Source organism: Streptomyces sp. NPDC033136 (assembly GCF_055578235.1).
The window spans coordinates 35,227-52,292 of sequence record NZ_JBVIPD010000012.1; the positions used below are offsets into that span (position 1 = coordinate 35,227).

At 75.7% G+C, this 17,066-nt stretch carries 15 protein-coding genes and 1 pseudogene; 10 read left to right on the plus strand and 6 right to left on the minus strand.

Features of this window, described 5'->3' with window-relative positions; translation table 11 throughout:
* Positions 1–47: 47 nt before the first annotated feature.
* Positions 48–161, minus strand: a pseudogene (locus ACZ5TL_RS22500) (DUF4383 domain-containing protein); the annotation flags it as partial.
* 769 nt (positions 162–930) lie between these two features.
* On the opposite strand from ACZ5TL_RS22500, the gene ACZ5TL_RS22505 reads away from it, so the two are divergent.
* The 6 genes from ACZ5TL_RS22505 to ACZ5TL_RS22530 all read left to right on the plus strand — a co-directional run bounded on the left by ACZ5TL_RS22505 (position 931) and on the right by ACZ5TL_RS22530 (position 8,751).
* Entirely contained in the window at positions 931–2,565 is a 1,635-nt protein-coding gene (locus tag ACZ5TL_RS22505; protein ID WP_468591908.1) for an SDR family oxidoreductase, read from the plus strand.
* A 4-nt stretch (positions 2,566–2,569) separates the two neighbouring features.
* On the plus strand, positions 2,570–3,937 hold the full coding sequence (locus ACZ5TL_RS22510) for a cryptochrome/photolyase family protein (RefSeq protein WP_468591909.1): 1,368 nt from the start codon (positions 2,570–2,572) through the stop codon (positions 3,935–3,937).
* 112 nt (positions 3,938–4,049) lie between these two features.
* Positions 4,050–5,195 carry a polyprenyl synthetase family protein gene (locus ACZ5TL_RS22515; RefSeq protein ID WP_468591910.1) on the plus strand — a complete coding sequence of 382 codons (1,146 nt, stop codon included), beginning with the start codon at positions 4,050–4,052 and terminating at the stop codon, positions 5,193–5,195.
* The gene (gene crtI, locus ACZ5TL_RS22520; RefSeq protein WP_468591911.1) at positions 5,192–6,763 is read left to right on the plus strand and encodes a phytoene desaturase family protein; all 1,572 of its coding nucleotides are present in this window, start codon (positions 5,192–5,194) and stop codon (positions 6,761–6,763) included. Before ACZ5TL_RS22515 ends, crtI begins: the two co-directional genes overlap by 4 nt.
* Positions 6,750–7,751 carry a phytoene/squalene synthase family protein gene (locus ACZ5TL_RS22525; RefSeq protein WP_468591912.1) on the plus strand — a complete coding sequence of 334 codons (1,002 nt, stop codon included), beginning with the start codon at positions 6,750–6,752 and terminating at the stop codon, positions 7,749–7,751. The genes crtI and ACZ5TL_RS22525 overlap by 14 nt, the downstream gene beginning before the upstream one ends.
* Positions 7,744–8,751 (plus strand): DUF5914 domain-containing protein, encoded by a 1,008-nt coding sequence (locus ACZ5TL_RS22530; RefSeq protein ID WP_468591913.1) that lies wholly within the window; start codon positions 7,744–7,746, stop codon positions 8,749–8,751. The genes ACZ5TL_RS22525 and ACZ5TL_RS22530 overlap by 8 nt, the downstream gene beginning before the upstream one ends.
* Before the next feature lie 112 nt (positions 8,752–8,863).
* On the opposite strand, the gene ACZ5TL_RS22535 is transcribed toward ACZ5TL_RS22530, so the two are convergent.
* The 4 genes from ACZ5TL_RS22535 to ACZ5TL_RS22550 all read right to left on the minus strand — a co-directional run bounded on the left by ACZ5TL_RS22535 (position 8,864) and on the right by ACZ5TL_RS22550 (position 13,527).
* Positions 8,864–10,432: an FAD-dependent oxidoreductase gene (locus ACZ5TL_RS22535; protein ID WP_468591914.1), complete on the minus strand. Its 1,569-nt coding sequence runs from the start codon at positions 10,430–10,432 to the stop codon at positions 8,864–8,866.
* Entirely contained in the window at positions 10,429–11,160 is a 732-nt protein-coding gene (locus ACZ5TL_RS22540) for a class I SAM-dependent methyltransferase (protein WP_468591915.1), read from the minus strand. The genes ACZ5TL_RS22535 and ACZ5TL_RS22540 overlap by 4 nt, the downstream gene beginning before the upstream one ends.
* A complete protein-coding gene (locus ACZ5TL_RS22545) occupies positions 11,157–12,371 on the minus strand; it encodes a lycopene cyclase family protein (protein WP_468591916.1) in 1,215 nt (404 codons plus the stop codon). Before ACZ5TL_RS22545 ends, ACZ5TL_RS22540 begins: the two co-directional genes overlap by 4 nt.
* Before the next feature lie 145 nt (positions 12,372–12,516).
* A complete protein-coding gene (locus tag ACZ5TL_RS22550; protein ID WP_468591917.1) occupies positions 12,517–13,527 on the minus strand; it encodes a MerR family transcriptional regulator in 1,011 nt (336 codons plus the stop codon).
* Positions 13,528–13,692: 165 nt separating this feature from the next.
* Between ACZ5TL_RS22550 and ACZ5TL_RS22555 the strand changes: the two genes are divergently transcribed.
* From ACZ5TL_RS22555 to ACZ5TL_RS22570, 4 genes are all read left to right on the plus strand, one after another.
* The gene (locus ACZ5TL_RS22555; RefSeq protein ID WP_468592080.1) at positions 13,693–14,298 is read left to right on the plus strand and encodes an RNA polymerase sigma factor; all 606 of its coding nucleotides are present in this window, start codon (positions 13,693–13,695) and stop codon (positions 14,296–14,298) included.
* A 107-nt stretch (positions 14,299–14,405) separates the two neighbouring features.
* Positions 14,406–15,236 (plus strand): DUF4397 domain-containing protein, encoded by an 831-nt coding sequence (locus ACZ5TL_RS22560; RefSeq protein WP_468591918.1) that lies wholly within the window; start codon positions 14,406–14,408, stop codon positions 15,234–15,236.
* The gene (locus tag ACZ5TL_RS22565) at positions 15,229–15,660 is read left to right on the plus strand and encodes a class F sortase (RefSeq protein WP_468591919.1); all 432 of its coding nucleotides are present in this window, start codon (positions 15,229–15,231) and stop codon (positions 15,658–15,660) included. Before ACZ5TL_RS22560 ends, ACZ5TL_RS22565 begins: the two co-directional genes overlap by 8 nt.
* Positions 15,657–16,142 carry a hypothetical protein gene (locus ACZ5TL_RS22570; protein ID WP_468591920.1) on the plus strand — a complete coding sequence of 162 codons (486 nt, stop codon included), beginning with the start codon at positions 15,657–15,659 and terminating at the stop codon, positions 16,140–16,142. Before ACZ5TL_RS22565 ends, ACZ5TL_RS22570 begins: the two co-directional genes overlap by 4 nt.
* On the opposite strand, the gene ACZ5TL_RS22575 is transcribed toward ACZ5TL_RS22570, so the two are convergent.
* The gene (locus ACZ5TL_RS22575) at positions 16,084–16,989 is read right to left on the minus strand and encodes a universal stress protein (protein WP_468591921.1); all 906 of its coding nucleotides are present in this window, start codon (positions 16,987–16,989) and stop codon (positions 16,084–16,086) included. The two genes, ACZ5TL_RS22570 and ACZ5TL_RS22575, sit on opposite strands and share 59 nt — an antisense overlap.
* Positions 16,990–17,066 lie beyond the last annotated feature (77 nt).

Genomic DNA, 17,066 nt, shown 5'->3' on the forward strand with positions numbered 1-17,066 from the left:
CGTGCGGGCATCACTCCGGCAGTCGGCGTTCGCGCGCGCCCGGGGCCGTCGGCGAGGCCGAGGCCCGCGAACACCAGCAGGACCAGGCCGCAGAAGCCGGCGCCGTAGCGGTAGACGGTCGCCAGGTGGTGATCGACCGGGAGTTCGTCTCGTGGCTTCATGCCCGTGTTTCGCCGCTCATGACGGTCATGGATGCGGGGGGGCACGTCCCTGACGGGCCAGGCGCCGCCGGGTGGGCCCTCAGCCAGGGCCCCGGCGCAGGAGGCCGAGTTCCGCGTTCATCTCGGCGAGGAACCGGACGACCACCGCCAGTTCCTCGGGTGTGAACCTGCCGCGCGCCGCGTCGGTGCCGCGGGCCAGGGGCCGGAAGTAGTCACGGGCGAGGCCTCTGGCGACGTCCGCGTAGTGCAGGTGCTGGGCCGCACCGCCTACTGGCCGTCCCGGCCGAAGCCGCCGGAGAAGTCCGCGCAGGGCGCGCTCGACGAGATCTTCTTGAAATCCCCCTCCCTGAAGGTGAGGGGATTCCTGGCTCAGGCCGCCTCCCCGAGCAGCGCTCCAGGAGGTCTTGCGCCATCAACGCCAGCCGGGTTCAGACAGCCAGGTGGAACATCACGCGTGCGGAGTTTGTGCCCGCGCTGGTGATCGACATCGGGCCGCGGGCGTGGTGGCCGAGCGTCCTGGCCCGCGGGGGCACAGGGCGTGACCCGTCGGACCCGTCGCGTACCTGACGCCCTGCCCCCCTCCCGGTCCCCTCTGCCCCCTCGGCCCCCTCGGCCCCCGGACGGCCGGTGCCGATGCTCCGCCCGGCTGAACGGCCGGCGGAGCCTGGTGTCGTGCATCCGCCACGCGTGCCGAGGGGGAAGTCTTCGTGCCGGGGCCGGCCGTGATCCGGCGGCCCGGCGACGGTGGCGGACGACGGGAGGCACGACCATGGCTGCGGACGGAGAGCCGACCGGGCAGCGGCTGCACTGCCTGGTGACAGGGGCGTCCGGGTACATCGGCGGGCGCCTGGTGCCGGAACTGCTGGAGGCCGGCCACCGCGTCCGGTGCCTCGCCCGCTCCCCCGGCAAACTCCGCGACCACCCCTGGGCGGCGGAGGCCGAGACCGTGCAGGGGGACGTCACGGACCCGGAGTCGGTCGCCGCCGCGATGCGCGGGATCGATGTCGCCTACTACCTGGTGCACGCCCTCGGCACCGGCTCGGGCTTCGAGGACACCGACCGCGCCGCCGCCGAGATCTTCGCCGAACAGGCGCGCGCCGCCGGCGTACGGCGGATCGTCTACCTCGGCGGGCTCACACCCCGGGGCGTCCCGGAAGCGTCGCTCTCCCCGCACCTGCGTTCGCGGGCCGAGGTGGGGGAGATCTTCCTCGCCTCCCCGGTGCCCGCCACGGTGCTGCGGGCCGCCATCGTCATCGGATCGGGATCGGCGTCCTTCGAGATGCTGCGCTACCTCACCGAACGCCTGCCCGTCATGGTCACGCCCAGCTGGGTGCACACCCGTACCCAGCCCATCGGGGTCCGGGACGTGCTGCGCTACCTCGTCGGGTCGGCCACCATGCCGGCCGACGTCGACCGGGCCTTCGACATCGGCGGGCCGGACGTCCTCACCTACCGGGACATGATGGTCCGGTACGCCTCCATGGCCGGGCTGCGCCGGCGGTTCATCGTGCCGGTCCCGGTCCTCACGCCCCGGCTGTCCAGCCACTGGGTGGGCCTGGTCACCCCGGTCCCCGCGTCCCTCGCCCGGCCGCTGACCGAGTCGCTGCGGCACGAGGTCGTCTGCCACGAGCACGACATCGCCCGGTACGTGCCGGACGCCCCGGGCCGGCCGCTGCCGTTCGACGAGGCGCTGGAACTGGCGCTGCGCAGGGTGCGGGAGGCCCAGGTCTCCACGCGCTGGTCCTCCGCCTCGGTGCCCGGAGCCCCCAGCGACCCGCTGCCCACTGACCCGGACTGGGCCGGCGGCAGCCTCTACCAGGACGAGCGGCACCGGCCGGTCGACGCGTCGCGGGAGGCGCTGTGGACGGTGGTCGAGGGCATCGGAGGCGACAACGGCTGGTACTCCTCTCCGCTGGCCTGGGCGGTTCGGGGCTGGCTGGACCGCTTCGCCGGCGGGGTCGGACTGCGCCGGGGACGCCGTGACACCCAGCACCTGAGGGTCGGCGACTCGCTGGACTTCTGGCGGGTCGAGGAGATCGAGCCGGGCCGTCTGCTGCGGCTGCGCGCCGAGATGCGGCTGCCCGGCCTCGCCTGGCTGGAGATATACGCCGAGACCGACGACGAGGGCCGCACCCGGTACCGGCAGCGCGCCCTGTTCCATCCGCGCGGTCTGCTGGGCCACGCCTACTGGTGGAGCGTCGCCCCCTTCCACGCCGCCGTGTTCGGCGGCATGGCGCGCAACATCGCCCGGGCCGCGGCGGGCGGCACGGGCGGACGCCGGACCGCGGCGGGCCGCAGGAGCGCACGCCGGGCCGCCCCGCGCGCCGGCCGCATCCGGCGGGCCCGGGCCGGGCGAAGCAAGAGGCAGCACCACGCGAGCCCCGCACCACCGCACCAGGAGTGACACCATGACCGTCGCGGTCGTCCTGTTCACCGCGGACCTGCGTCTGCACGACCACCCGCCCCTGCACGCCGCGCTGAACGCGGCCGACGAGGTGGTGCCCCTGTTCGTCCGCGACCCCGCCGTCCACGCGGCCGGCTTCGACGTGCCCAACCGCACCGCCTTCCTCGCCGACTGCCTGGCCGACCTCGACGCCTCGCTGCGCCGGCGCGGCGGGCGGCTGGTCGTACGGACCGGGCCGGTCGCCCGGGAGGTCCGCGCGGTCGCCGCAGCGAGCGGGGCCACGGCGGTGCATCTCGCCGCGGGCGTCAGCGGCTACGCCCACCGCCGTGAGGAGCGGCTGCGCAAGGAACTGGGCGCCGACCGGGTGGCGCTGCGGGTGCACGACGGCGTGATCACCGCCGTCACGCCGGGTTCCGTGACACCGGCCGGCTCCGATCACTTCGCCGTGTTCACCCCGTACCTGCGCCGCTGGTCCCGGGAGCGGCTGCGGGAGCCCCTGCCCGCGCCGCGTGCCGTGCGCGTTCCCGACGCGGTGCGCGGCGAGGAGCCGCCGTCCCGGGGGTCCGGCACGTCGCCGGACCTTCCGGCGGGCGGGGAGAGCGCGGGACGCGACCGGTTCGCGCGGTGGGCGGCGGCGGACCTGCCCCGGTACGAGGAACGGCACGACGATCTGGCCGGTGACGCGACCTCGCGCCTGTCGCCGTACCTCCACTTCGGGGCGCTCTCGCCGGTGGAACTCGTCCAGCGGGCCCGTGCGAAGGGCGGCGCCGGGGCCGAGGCGTTCGTACGCCAGTTGTGCTGGCGCGACTTCCACCACCAGGTCCTCGCGGCCCGGCCCGGGGCGTCCGTCCTGGACTACCGCACCCGGCACGACCGGTGGCGCGGCGAGGACGACGCGGCCGAGGACATCGCCGCCTGGCGGGAGGGCCGCACCGGCTACCCGGTGGTCGACGCGGGCATGCGCCAGTTGCGGCAGGAGGGCTGGATGCACAACCGGGCCCGGCTGCTGGTGGCGAGCTTCCTGACCAAGACGCTGTACGTGGACTGGCGCATCGGCGCCCGGCACTTCCTGGACTTCCTGGTGGACGGCGACCTCGTCAACAACCAGCTGAACTGGCAGTGGGTCGCCGGCACCGGCACCGACACCCGCCCCCACCGCGTCCTGAACCCCGTGCTCCAGGGCAGGCGCCACGACCCGGACGGCGCCTACGTACGCCGGTGGGTGCCCGAGTTGGCGGAGGTCGGCGGCACCGCGGTGCACGAGCCCTGGCGGCTCCCGGCGGACGAGCGGGCCCGGCTCCGCTATCCCGCGCCGCTCCTCGACCTCGGCGACGGCCTGGCCCGTTTCCGGCAGGCCCGGGGCCGCGACTGAGGAGCCGGCACAGCCGCGTCCCCGCGTCCGCGGGGCGGACGGATGCATCCGGGACAGCACTCCCGGCGGAAGCACTGGCGTGCGAATGACCGGAAGCGAGAGAGGGTTGCGCATGCAGGGACCACGGCCGACGGGGGCCGGACCGGCGGAACCGGACGACGCCCCGCTCACCGCTCCCGGGGTGACGGAGGCCGTGGAGGCCGTCCTCGAACGGGTGCTCGACGCGCGGGTGCGGCAGGCCCGGGGCGCCGACGCGCTGTTCGCCCGTGACATGGCGGAGCGCGTCGCCGCGTTCACCCGGCGGGGCGGCAAGCGGCTGCGGACGGCGTTCGTGTGGTGCGGCTGGCGGGCCGCGGGCGGCTCCGGCGACGCCGCGGCGGTGCTGCGCACGGGGGCCGCCCTCGAACTGCTCCAGGCCTGCGCCCTCATCCACGACGACGTGATGGACGGGTCGCCGCTGCGCCGGGGCGCACCGGCGCTGCACGTGGACTTCGCCCGGGGACATCCGCCCGGCCGGCCGGGCGGATCCGCCGAGTCGTTCGGGGCGTCGGCCGCCGTGCTCGCGGGTGACCTGGCGCTGGCGTGGGCGGACGATCTGCTGACGGAGACGGCGCTCGACTCGCCGCAGGGCTCGCGCCTGTACGCCGAGTGGCGGGCTATGCGCACCGAGATGGTCGCCGGGCAGTACCGGGACCTGACAGCGCAGGCGAGCGGTTCCTCCGGCGTCGAGGAGGCACTGGACGTGGCCGTCCTGAAGAGCGCCCTGTACACGGTCGCTCGGCCCCTGGCGCTGGGTGCGGCACTGGCCGGTGCGGACGCCCGGGCCCTGGACGTGCTGCGTGCCGCCGGCCGCTGCGCGGGGCTGGCCTTCCAGCTGCGTGACGACCTCCTCGGCGCCTTCGGCGACCCGGCCCGGACCGGAAAGCCGGCCGACGGCGATCTGCGCGCCCGCAAGCTCACCCCGCTCCTCGCCGTCGCCGTGCGGCTCGCCGGCGCCACCGGCGACCGCGAGGCCGCCGAGGTACTCGCCCCGGGTGCGGACACGCGGCCGGAGCACACCGTCGAGCGGATGCGGGCGGCGCTGGAGCGGACGGGTGCCCGGGCCGAGGTGGAGGCGAGGATCGCGGAGCTGACGGCCGCCGCTCTGCGGCACTTCGAGACGACCGGCGCCGCCCCCGTCGTACGGCGGGAGTTCGCCGCCCTGGTCGAGCGGGCCTCAGGTCTCGCCCCGCGCCCCGCCGAGGAGGAGCTCGTATGAGGACGGTCACGGGGCTGACCGATCATGTCGTGGTGGTGGGGGCCGGCCTGTCCGGCCTGGCGTGCGCCCTGCACCTGCTGGGCGCCGGACGCCGGGTCACCCTCGTCGAACGGGACGCCGGTCCGGGCGGCCGGGCCGGGCGCGTACGGCTCGGCGGCTACCTGGTGGACACCGGGCCCACCGTGCTGACGATGCCGCACCTGGCCGACGAGGCGTTCGCGGCCGTCGGCGACAGCCTCGCCCGGCACGTCGAGCTGATGCCGCTGCACCCCGCCTACCGGGCCGGCTTCGCGGACGGGACCTGGCTCGACGTGCACACCGACGGCGACGCCATGGAGGCGGAGGTGCGGCGCTTCGCCGGCCCGGCCGAGGCGGCGGGCTACCGCAGGCTGCGGCACTGGCTGGAACGGCTGTACCGGGCGCAGATGCGCCGTTTCATCGACACCAACTTCGACTCGCCGTTCCAGCTCGCGCACCCCGACCTGGCCCGTCTGGCGGCGCTCGGCGGCTTCGGGCGGCTGGACGGCCGGATCGGCCGCTTCCTGTCCGACGCCCGGCTGCGCCGGGTCTTCTCCTTCCAGGCCCTGTACGCCGGTGTCGCCCCGGCCCGGGCCCTCGCCGCCTACGCGGTGATCGCCTACATGGACACCGTGGCCGGCGTCTGGTTCCCCAGGGGCGGCATGCACGCGCTCCCCCGCGCGATGGCCGACGCGGCGGCCCGGGCCGGTGCCGAGCTGCGGTGGTCGGCGGAGGTGAGCTCGCTGGAACGCGCCGCGGGCCGGGTGCGGGCCGTCCATCTCGCCTCGGGCGAGCGCATCCCGTGCGACGCGCTGGTGCTGACCTGTGAACTGCCCGCCGCGCACCGCCTGCTGGGCCGGGCACCCCGGCGCCCGGTACGGCTGCGGCACGCGCCGTCCGCGGTGGTCCTGCACGCGGGCACCGACCGTACCTGGCCCCACCTCGCCCACCACACGCTGTCCTTCGGCGCCGCGTGGGAGCGGACCTTCGACGAACTGACCCGCACGGGAGCGCTGATGAGCGACCCGTCCCTGCTCATCACCCGCCCGACGGCGCACGACGCCTCCCTGGCGCCGCCGGGCCGCCATCTCCACTACGTCCTGGCGCCCTGCCCCAACACCGACGTCGGGCCGTCGGCCGCCGCCTGGCGGGACCTCGGCCCGCGCTACCGCGACAGCCTGGTCGCCGAGCTGGAACGCCGCGGCCTCGACGGGTTCGCGGACAGCGCCGAGCAGGAACTCCTGGTGACCCCGCTCGACTGGACGGCCCAGGGACACGCGGCGGGCAGCCCGTTCTCCGTCTCCCACACCTTCGCCCAGACCGGGCCGTTCCGGCCCCGCAACCTCGTGCGCGGCCTGGACAACGTCGTGCTCGCGGGCTGCGGGACCACACCCGGCGTGGGCGTACCGACCGTGCTCATCAGCGGAAAGCTCGCCGCCGCCCGCGTCACCGGCGGCACGGGACGCCCCTCTCCGGTGTCCCGGCCCCGCCCGGCCGCGGAGCGTCTCCCGTCCGCCCCGACCGGAGCAGGTGCCCATGACCCGTCGTGAACTGGACGCCGCCGGGATCACCGACCCCGGACTGCGCGCCGCCTACGGCCGGTGCCGGCGGCTCAACGCCCGCCACGGCCGCACCTACTTCCTGGCCACGCGCCTGCTGCCGCTGGAACGCCGGTCGGCCGTGCACGCCCTGTACGGCTTCGCGCGCTGGGCCGACGACATCGTCGACGACGTGGACCGGCACCGGACACCCGACGAGCGTGACCTGCTGCTGAAGCGGCTGGAGAGCGATCTCGCCCAGGCCCTGCGCACCGGCGACGGAGCCGAACCGGTGGTCCGGGCCGTGGCCGACACCGCCGACCGGTACGGCATCGAGGTGACGCTGTTCGCCGACTTCCTCGCCTCGATGCGGGCCGACCTGACCGTCACGGACTACCCGACCTACGCCGACCTGCGCGCCTACATGCACGGCTCGGCCGCGGTGATCGGCCTGCAGATGCTGCCCGTGCTCGGCACGGTCGTCCCGCGCGAGGAGGCCGCGCCGCACGCGGCGGCCCTCGGGGTCGCCTTCCAGCTCACCAACTTCCTGCGGGACGTGGGCGAGGACCTGGACCGCGGTCGCGTCTACCTGCCCGCCGACCTGCTCGCCGCCCACGGCGTGGACCGGCCGCTCCTGGAGTGGAGCCGTCGCACCGGACGCCACGACCCGCGGATCCGGGCGGCGTTGGTCGCGGCCGAGGCCATGACCAGGGACGTGTACCGGACGGCGGAGCCGGGCATCGCGATGCTCGACCCGCGGGTACGCCCCTGCATCCGCACCGCGTTCACGCTGTACGGCGGCATCCTCGACGCGATCGCGCGGCACGGCCACACCGTGCTGCACCGGCGTGCGGTGGTGCCCCGGCGGCGGCGGGCGGCCACCGCGGCGGCCGGTGCCCTGCGGGTGGCCGGCGCCCGGTGGCGGGCCCGTTCGACGTGCCCGGCGCCGGCGGCGGGCGGGGCGGCGCTACTGGAGCGGAAGGAGACGGGCCGTGGGTGACCGGGCGGACCGGGCGCGCTGGACGCCGCCGTTGCGGCGGCGGCGCGGACCGGCCTGGGCGGAGCAGCGACCGACCTGGCGGGAGGCGCGCCCGGCGGTGATCGCCGAGGCCCTGAAACGGGCGTCGGCCCGGCCCTGCGGCAACTGGTTCGTGGCCGGTGCCTCCCGGGACGTGCGCCCCGGCGGCAGCCCCCGCGGCCGGACCATCGGCGGGGTCGAGGTGGTGCTGTGGCGCTCGGAGGCGGGCGTTCTCCACGCGGGTCCGGGCGTCTGCCCGCACCTGGGTGCCCCGTTGCGGGACAGCCGGGTGGTGTGCGGCACGCTGGTGTGCCACTGGCACGGACTGGCGCTGGACGGCTCCCCGTTCGCCGGCTGGCAGCCGTACCCCGTCCACGACGACGGGGTGCTGGTGTGGGTGCGGCTGGACGCGGTCGGCGGTGAGGAGCCGTCGCAGCGGCCCGTGGTTCCGGCGCGTCCCGCTCCGGGCAGCGGCGTGGACGCCGTGTTCACGGCGGTCGGGCGGTGCGAACCGCAGGACGTGGTGGCCAACCGGCTCGACCCGTGGCACGGGTCCTGGTTCCACCCGCACTCCTTCGTCGACCTGACGGTCGCCCGGGAACCGCGGGGCGACGAGGACGACGCCTTCGTCGTCGACGTCTCCTTCCGGGTGGCGGGGCGTCTGGTGGTGCCGGTGCGGGCGGAGTTCACCGCGCCCGAGCCGCGCACCGTCGTCATGCGCATCACCGACGGCGAGGGCGCCACGTCCGTGGTGGAGACGCATGCCACGCCGCTGACCGCCGCGGACGGCGAACGGCCGCGGACGGCCGTGGTCGAGGCCGTCGTCGCCACCTCGGACCGGCGCGGCTTCGCGCTGGCCCGGGCCGCCGCCCCCGTGCTGCGCCCCCTGATGCGGCGGACGGCCGGGCGCCTGTGGCGCGACGACCTGGCCTACGCCGAGCGGCGCTGGGCACTGCGCAGCACCGGGCGTTTCCCCGGCTGAGCCGACCCCACGGGCCCTTCGGCGGGGCGGGGGCGCCGTCCCGCTCGTCGCGAGCCGTGCGGTGATACGGCGTCACCGCCCCGGCCGTCACTGCCCGTGCGGCACTACGGCGTCACCGGCGTGCCGGGCGTCGCGCGAGCGTGCCGAGTGCTCGCAGCAGCGGGGAGCGGCCCGCCCTCGGGACGGTCCACAGCACCTGGCCGCGGACGCCCCACCGGGCGAGCAGGGCGTTGGACGCCAGGAAGCCGGTGGTGGCGGCGCGTTCCATCAGGGCCACGGGCAGGTCGCAGCGGAGCGCGTCACCGGCCAGCGTCAGCCACGGGTGAGGAGTCGTCACGGTGGGGCGCCGGTGGTGGGTGCCGACCGGGAAGAGCGGGCAGTCCGAGCGCCACTCGTGCCGGGCGTCGACGACCCGCGCCTCACGGGTCTCCGGGTACACCCGCCGCAGTTGCCCGAGCAGTTCGTTCTGCACGGTCTGCGGGTCCGCCCCGGCGGCGACGGCGTAGGCGTGCAGTTCCACGACCGAACCCCCGGTCCGCGCGGCCCAGCGGGCGGCCTCGCCCTCGTAGCGTTCCAGGACGCTGATGTTGTCCAGGCCGTCGTAGCCGCTGGTGCCGAGGAACCCCGGGCGGTCGGCGCGGACCGGGCGGTCGAGCCAGAGCCGCGAGACGAGGAAGGGCGGGGCGGTGCGCAGGGCGGCGATGCCGTCGCGCCAGGGGCCGTCACCGAGGCCGGGCGAGCCGGCGACGGTCTGCCGCAGTCCCCCGGTGTCCAGGGCGAGCACCACCGCGTCGTGCCGGTCGGCGCCGGTGCCGGTGCGCACCTCGGCGCCCCCGGTGGCGACGGGGTCCACGCCGTGGACCGGGGTGCCGGTGCGGATGTCGGTGCCGAGGTGCTGGAGGTAGGCGCCGAGCGGCTCCCAGAGGGCCCGCGGGAAGGGCTCGCCGGGCACGTCGAAGAGCAGTCCTTCGGACGAGCCGAGGAAGTAGATGTGGAACATCAGCATCAGCTCGGCGGCGGACAGTTCGCGCGGGTCGGCGAAGAAGCTCCGCGAGAACACCTCGAACGCCAGATGGTGGGCGGCCTCGGGGAAGCGGACGCGTTCCAGGAAGCCGGCCGCGCTGATCTGGTCGAAGCGCGCGTACACCTCCGGCACGCGCACGTCCAGCAGCGGCAGCGCCGCCCGGGCGTCCAGGGCGGTGAGGTCGCGCCAGCCGAAGGTGGGGCTGAGGGCGACGAACCCGAGGGCGCTGAGGGGCGGGGTGCGCGGGACGCTGGCGAAGCTGTCGGTGAGTCCGCCGCTGTGCCGCAGGGGGTAGTCGGGCAGCGAGGTGAGGCGCGTGAGGGCGGGGTCGGTGCGCCGTAGCAGGCCTCGCAGGTTGTAGTACTGGCGGAAGAAGGCGTGGAAGCCGCGGCTCATGGTCACCTCGGAGCCGTCCGCCAGCCGGGTCCGGTGGCCGGCGAGGCGTCCGCCCAGGGTCTCCTCGCGTTCGTAGAGGGTCACCCGGGCGCCGCGTTCGGCGAGACCGGTGGCCGCGGCGAGACCGGCGATCCCGCCGCCCACCACGGCGACGGACGGCGCGTCCCCGCGCCCGAACCGGTCCCGGCCGGGCGCGGGCATCAGGACCTCGGCCTTGCGGTCCCGGCCGCGCCGGGCGGCGCGGTCGGCGCGGGTGCTCATCGGGCGGCCTCCGCTGCCGGGGCGGAGCCTTCGCGGGCGACGAACGTGTGCGTGATGCCGGTCTGCCACCCGGCGAGGGGCAGTACGCGCGCGTCCGTGAACCCGGCCCGCGTCAGCCGGCTGGTGAAGGCCGGCGCGGTGTCGAAGGCGAGGACGCTGTGCCACAGGTGGTGGTACAGGGCCCGGTCCCCGGAGAGCGTGCCCGCCGGGATGATCACTCCCCGGCAGACGGCCGTCCACAGGGCGCGGTACGCCGGGGAGCCGCCGAGGCTGTACTCGTGGACGGCGAGGCGCCCGCCCGGCCGCAGCAGGGTCCGCACCGAGCGGAGGACTCCGTCCGGGTCGGTGACGTTGCGGAACAGGTAGGCGGCGAAGACCGCGTCGAACGGGCCTTCTCCGGCCGTCGTCAGTTCCTCGGCGCTCAGGTGCAGGAAGCGCACCTCGTCGGGCCACGGCTTGGCCAGCGCCCGCCGCAGCATGCCCGAGGAGGCGTCCACAGCGGTGATCCGCGCCCGGGGCGCGGCCCGCAGCAGGGCCCGGGTGGAGGCGCCGGTACCGCAGCCGAGGTCGAGCAGGTGCAGACCGGCCCCGTCCCGGGGCAGCCGCAGCCGGCGGGCCGAGCGCAGCAGGTCGGCGCGGTAGCCGGGGCTGAGGGCGGTGAGACGGTCGTAGGCGTGGGACGCGTGGTCGAAGGCGCGTGCCAGGTCGTGGTCGCGCAGCAGGGTCATCGGGGGCTCTCTCCGGTTCGTGGGGCGGGGTGGGGGCGGCGGGGCAGGAAGGGCAGTTCGGCCGCGGTACGGAGCATCGGGACCACCGGCGCGCGCAGTCCGATGCCCCACTCCTCCCGGAACGAGGTGGCGCCGTCGAGGAAGCGCAGCAGTCGCGGAGCCGGGGTCCGGCGGAACAGGTCGGTGAAGAACGCGGGGCCGTCGACGCGTCCGGTGTCCAGGGCCCGCAGCAGTACCGCGTCCATGGCGAGCGCCCGCCGCCCGTGGGGTGGGGGCACGGTGCCGCGGCCGTCCCGCAGGGCGGCGGCGATGGCCCGGCTGTGGCGCTGTACCGCGGCGAAGGTGTAGCCGGTGGCGGGGCGGGTCGCGCCGCCCGCCGTCCCGATGCGGAAGACGGCCCGGCCGGTCCGCCGGGGGAAGCGGGCGTCGGTCATGGGGATGACGCCCTGTTCCGCCGTCTCCACGCTGAACGCCCCGAGGCGCAGGATCTCGCGGGCGTAGTGGCCGAGTGCCGCCTCGTACGCCGCGGTGGTCAGCGGGGCCCGGGAGAACTCGGTGTATTCGACGAGCGCCCGGTCCGGGGCCAGCGGTAGGACGTAGCCGAAGGCGAGCCCGTGCCGGGGCTGCGGCACCCGGAAGTCCATCAGGTCGGCGACGGCGGGGTCGAAGCGGTCGGTGCGGGTGCGCACGAACCAGCCGCGGAAGTGCTGGAGCAGCTGCGTCCGGGCCGGCGGCAGGGCACGCAGGGGGCGTGAGTCGAACACGTACCGGGAGCGCAGCGTCAGACCGCGGCCGCCGGGTGCCGTGCAGCGGACCTCGGCGCCTCCGGGTACGTCGCGCACCGTCTGTGCCGTGGCGCGCAGCAGACGCCCACCGGGTGCGCGCGCCAGCCGCGCGTGCACCAGCCGTTCGTACGCGGCGGACCGCACCATGCGGTAGCGCGAGGGGGCGGGATCGACGGTGAGCGCGCCACCGTCGGGGCCGTGCACCCGCAGCAGGGGCCAGGTCGCGGCGACCGCTTCGCCGAGGTCGCCGTCGTCCTCGTCCCAGTAGCACCAGGTCCGCTCCGCCGGGCGCGTGGGACCGTCCGGCGGCTCCACCACGGTCACGGTCACGGCGCCGGTGCCGGTCAGCCGGTGCGCGAGGCTGAGGCCGGCGGCGCCGCCCCCGACGATCACAACGTCCGAAGCGGCGGCAGGGCCCTGGCTCACCGGGCCCCGGCCCGCTCGCCGGTTGCACCGGTCCTGAGGACGCGCGCCCCGATCATCTTCACACCCCGTTCCCGGCCGCCGCGCCGGCGGCACCGATCCGTTCCCTCACCGCTTCGGGCCGTCGGCCGTGTTCGGATGCAGCCGGTCAGGTCTGGTGCGACACGACCGACTCCAGGAGCGCGACGGCCTCGGCCAGCCCTGTCGGGCGCGGCAGGCCGGCCGCCGCCCGGCCGGTCCAGCCGGGCCCGATCGTCAGGACGACCGGTTTGCGGCGGGCCCCGCGCACCCCCCACTCCATCGCGGCCACGTGCTGCGCCAGCGGCCGACTCGCGGTAGTACGGGACTGGGCCCACAGGGCGACCGCGGCCGGCCCGGTTCGGCGTACGGCCGTGACCAGTGACTCCACCGGCAGGGCACCGCCGAACATCCGCACCGGCAGACCACGTTCGGCCAGCGCGGCGGCCAGCACCTCCAGAGGCAGCGTATGGCTCTCCCCCGGCACACAGGCGAGCACCGCGGTGGCGCCCGGGCGGTCGGCGACCGCGGACGGGGTCCCGCGCCGCAGCGCGCCGGAGACGTGCCAGGACAGGAAGTGCTCGACCTCGACGTACTTCTCGCCCGAGTTCTCCCACTTGCGGCCGACCGCCTGGAGCGTCGGCATGATCACCTCGGTCCAGGCGGTGACCAGCCCGTGCTCGCCGATCGCGGCGTCGAGCAGCCGGTCCAGCGCGGTGGCGTCGAGGCGCAGGGCCGCACGGGCGATGCCCTTGCACTCCTGACGCACGTCACCCAGGCGCAGCCCGCTGCCGGCCCGGCTGCCCGCCCGGCTGCGGGCCCGGGCGGCGGGGCGCGGTGCCATGTCGGCGGCCCGCACGGCCGGGGCCGCTTCGGGCGGGGTATCGCCCCGCACCATGCGCGCCGCCTCGGCGGGCGGTATCCCGGTCGCCGTCAGGGCGCACATCCGCTCCAGCCGTGCCACGTCCCCGGCCGTCCACCGCCGGTGCCGGCCGCCGGTGTGCGCGTCGGGACCGAGGCCGTAGCGGCGGTCCCAGGTGCGGACCGTGGTGGGCGCCACCCCCAGCCGCCGGGCCACCTCGCCGGTGGTCAGCCCGCCGCCGGACGGCAGGCCCTCGTCATCCCGTTCGTGTACAGCCATACCCCCAACCGTACGACGCACAATCGACGCATGTTGCCGCGCGTCGTTTACGCGTCGAACACTGGCTTTCGAGCGCATGGTCGCCGCTCCGCGCAGCGCGACCGGTGTGGTTCGGCAGACGGTCTTCCGTCCCGCACGACGCCCGGCAGGAGGAACCAGGCCATGATCACAACGAACACGCGACCCACGGCCCCCGTCCCGCCCGTGGAGGAGGCCCGGTACGAGGAGGAGCTGGCCCGTGGCCTCGTCGCGGCCGACGAGGACGCGTTCGCCGCGATCTACCGGCGCTGGGGCTCGCTCGTCCACACCATGGCCACCCGGCTGCTCGGTGACGCCCACGAGGCGGAGGACGTGACCCAGCAGGTCTTCCTCGGCGCCTGGCACGGGCGGGCCGGTTTCCGCCCGGAACGGGGCCCGCTCGGCGCCTGGCTGGTCGGCATCACCCGCCGCAAGATCGTCGACGCGCTGGCGGCCAGGACGAGACGTCTGACGCTCATCGACTCCGCGGCCCACGGTGCCGACCCCGGCACCGGCCAGGGCGAGACGGCGGCGGACCGCGTCCTGGACCGGGTGCTGCTCATCGACGCCCTGTCCCGGCTGCCGCAGCAGCAGCGCGAGGTGCTCTGCATGGCCTTCTACGAGGACCTGACCCAGGCGCAGATCGCGGAACGGACCGGCATGCCCCTGGGGACTGTCAAGAGCCACGCCCGCCGCGGCCTGCACCGGCTGCGCCGGGTGCTCGAGCAGTCCGCCGCCCCCGGCATGGCGTGACCGTGCCGCAGAAGCGACGCCGGCCGCGCATCCAAGGCGGCCACCCCGCCTGAAACGGGATTGAGACTCCGCACCGTACGGAGACTCCTTTCGAAGGGATGATCCCCATGAACTCCCGAATCCACCTCGCCATCGCAGCCTCGGCCGGCGCCTGCGCCCTGGCCCTCGGCATGGCAGCGCCGGCCATGGCCGGCGAGCAGGACAAGGCCATGGTGTCCGTCTTCCACGGCATCCCCGGGATGACCGTGGACGTGTACGCCAACGGCGACGAACTGCTCAGCGACTTCAAGCCCGGCACGGTGGCGGATCCCCAGGCCCTCGACGCCGGGACCTACGACATCCAGGTCTTCGAAGCGGGCCAGGGCCCCGACGGCACTCCCGCCCTGGAGAAGGAGATCGAGGTACCCGACGGCGCGAACGCCACGGTCGCCGCCCACCTCTCCGCCGACGGCAACCCCGAGCTGACGGCCTTCACCAACGACGTCTCGCAGGTCGACGCCGGCAAGGCGCGTCTGACGGTCCGCCATGTCGCGGCCGCACCCGCCGTCGACGTCCGGGCCGGCGGAGAGCCCGTATTCAACGACCTCACCAACCCGAAGGAGGCCACCGCCGAGGTCGACGCGGGCATGATCAACGCCGACGTGGTGCTCGCCGGGACGGACACCGTGGCCATAGGCCCGGCCGACCTGAACCTCGAGGAGGGCACCAGCACCGTCGTCTACGCGTGGGGCAGCGCCGACGACCAGAACCTGGCCCTGAAGACCCAGTCCTTCAGCGGCATGGCATCGTCGCCCAAGGGCGTCGGCGCGGGCGGCAGCGGTGCCGCCGCCGTCACCCCGAACGACTCCGCCGCGTGGCTGGCCTGGGCCGCCGCAGCCGGGGTGGTCACGGTGACGGGCGTCCTGGCGGCCCGCAGGGTCGCCGGCCGGCGTGGCTGACAGCGCGCGACGGCTGACCGGACCGACCGTGGCGGCTGCCGCTCTGGCAGCCGCCCTCGGTTTTCCCCACGGGCCGTCACACTCGGCCGCGCCTCCGCCCGACGTCGTGGCCGCGCCCTCCGCGCGCACGGACGGGGCGGGCGCGAAGGCGGCACCCGGTACGAAGCAGGATCCGCCGCCCCGGCGCGTCCTGGTGCGCGACGTGGACCTCGACGCCCGGATCGGCCCGGTGGGCGTGACCGACCGCGGCGACATGACCGTCCCCGACGATCCCGCCGTGGCCGGCTGGTACCGCTACGGCCCGGCTCCGGGCAGCGCCTGCGCGCCCCCGTTCGTGCCCGAGCGGGGAGGCTACCTGTCCGGCCTCGGCGTCACGGCGGAGCCCGCCGAGTCCCGGGGCCCGGGGAACGGGAGGACGCAGTGACCCACGTAGAGCCTGCTCACCTGGTGGAACTGGCGCTGCGGAACACCCCGCCGACCGACGGCGACGCCGAGGCCCTGCGGCATGTCGAGCGGTGCGGCCGCTGCCGGGACGATCTCCGGATGATGACCCGCGTGGTGGCCGCCGCCCGCACCGCGGAGCTGGTGGACCTGCCGGCCGCGCCCCCGGAGCGGGTCTGGCGGCGCATCGCCCAGGGCCTGACACGCGAGCCCGGCCCGCCCCGACCGCCCCCGAGGCCCCTCGGCCACCGCGGGAAGCGGACGCTCTACGCCGTCCTCACGCTCGCGGTGGCCGCCGGCGCCGTCGCCGCCCGCTGCGCGTTGAAGCGGGATCCCCAGGCCGCACTTCAGGTGATCCGATCCCGGGAGCTCCGACAGCGGTGCCGGGCCCCGGGCACCCGGCGCGTCAGTCGTGAGCGACCACGGCCACGGGGGCGGTGGAGTGGTGCAGCACCGCGTGGGTGACGGCACCGATGTGGGAGCCGAACGGGTTGCGGCGCACGCGCCGGCCGACGACGACGAGGGAGGCGTCACGGGAGGCGTCGGTCAGGAGGCCGGCGGCGCTGCCGGAGCGGGACACCTCGACGACCTCGACGTCCGGGTACTTCTGCCGCCAGGGCCGCAACGCCTCGGCGAGCACACCGGCCATCTCGCGCGCGAACTCCTCGTGGGGCTCGAAGCCCGATCCCCTGGTGTAGACGGCATAGGGCGACACGTTCCAGCCCTGCACGACGTGCAGCTCGGTGGCGCGGCGCCGGGCCTCTTCGAAGGCGAAGGCGATCACGGCGTCGTGGAGGCTGCCGGTGTCGAGGCCGAGCACGACGGGCCGGAAGGCGGTGTCGCCGGACGGAGCACCGACGGGGTCCGCGACATGTTCGTCGGCGGCCTGTTCCCCGGCCCGCACGAGGACGACGGGCGTGTCGGTGCGGGCGATCACGGCCTGGCCGACGGAACCGACCAGGAAGCCGCCGAGCCCGCTCAGCGCGCGGGAACCGAGGACCAGCAGTTCCGCGTCACGGGCGGCTTCCACGAGTGCGCCCGAGGGCGTGCCGTCACGTTGCTCGATGCCCACCTCGACGCCGGGGTGACGCAGCCTCAGGCCCTCGGCGGCCTCCCGGGGAATCCGCTCGGTCCAGTGCTGGAGGGCCTCGGCGCTGTGGTGCAGCCTCCGGGCCATGGACTCCGGCACCGGCTGCCACACGTGGACCAGCCTGACCGTCAGGCCGCCCAGCTTCGCTTCGCGAGCCGCCCACTCGGCAGCGGCCCTGCTCTCGGCCGAGCCGTCGAATCCCACGGTGATCGTGCGGGCCATGATGTCCTCCTCCTGTGTCGGATGATGCGGATTCAGCGTCTCGTTCAGCGGGCTTGCCGGACAGGGGCCGCAGGTCC

Bases quoted from the DNA above. Each gene is read 5' to 3' on its own strand.
- ACZ5TL_RS22505 (WP_468591908.1), top strand. From the start codon at position 931: ATGGCTGCGGACGGAGAGCCGACCGGGCAGCGGCTGCACTGCCTGGTG.
- ACZ5TL_RS22510 (WP_468591909.1), top strand. From the start codon at position 2,570: ATGACCGTCGCGGTCGTCCTGTTCACCGCGGACCTGCGTCTGCACGAC.
- ACZ5TL_RS22515 (WP_468591910.1), top strand. From the start codon at position 4,050: ATGCAGGGACCACGGCCGACGGGGGCCGGACCGGCGGAACCGGACGAC.
- crtI (WP_468591911.1), top strand. From the start codon at position 5,192: ATGAGGACGGTCACGGGGCTGACCGATCATGTCGTGGTGGTGGGGGCC.
- ACZ5TL_RS22525 (WP_468591912.1), top strand. From the start codon at position 6,750: ATGACCCGTCGTGAACTGGACGCCGCCGGGATCACCGACCCCGGACTG.
- ACZ5TL_RS22535 (WP_468591914.1), bottom strand. From the start codon at position 10,432: ATGAGCACCCGCGCCGACCGCGCCGCCCGGCGCGGCCGGGACCGCAAG.
- ACZ5TL_RS22540 (WP_468591915.1), bottom strand. From the start codon at position 11,160: ATGACCCTGCTGCGCGACCACGACCTGGCACGCGCCTTCGACCACGCG.
- ACZ5TL_RS22550 (WP_468591917.1), bottom strand. From the start codon at position 13,527: ATGGCTGTACACGAACGGGATGACGAGGGCCTGCCGTCCGGCGGCGGG.
- ACZ5TL_RS22560 (WP_468591918.1), top strand. From the start codon at position 14,406: ATGAACTCCCGAATCCACCTCGCCATCGCAGCCTCGGCCGGCGCCTGC.
- ACZ5TL_RS22575 (WP_468591921.1), bottom strand. From the start codon at position 16,989: ATGGCCCGCACGATCACCGTGGGATTCGACGGCTCGGCCGAGAGCAGG.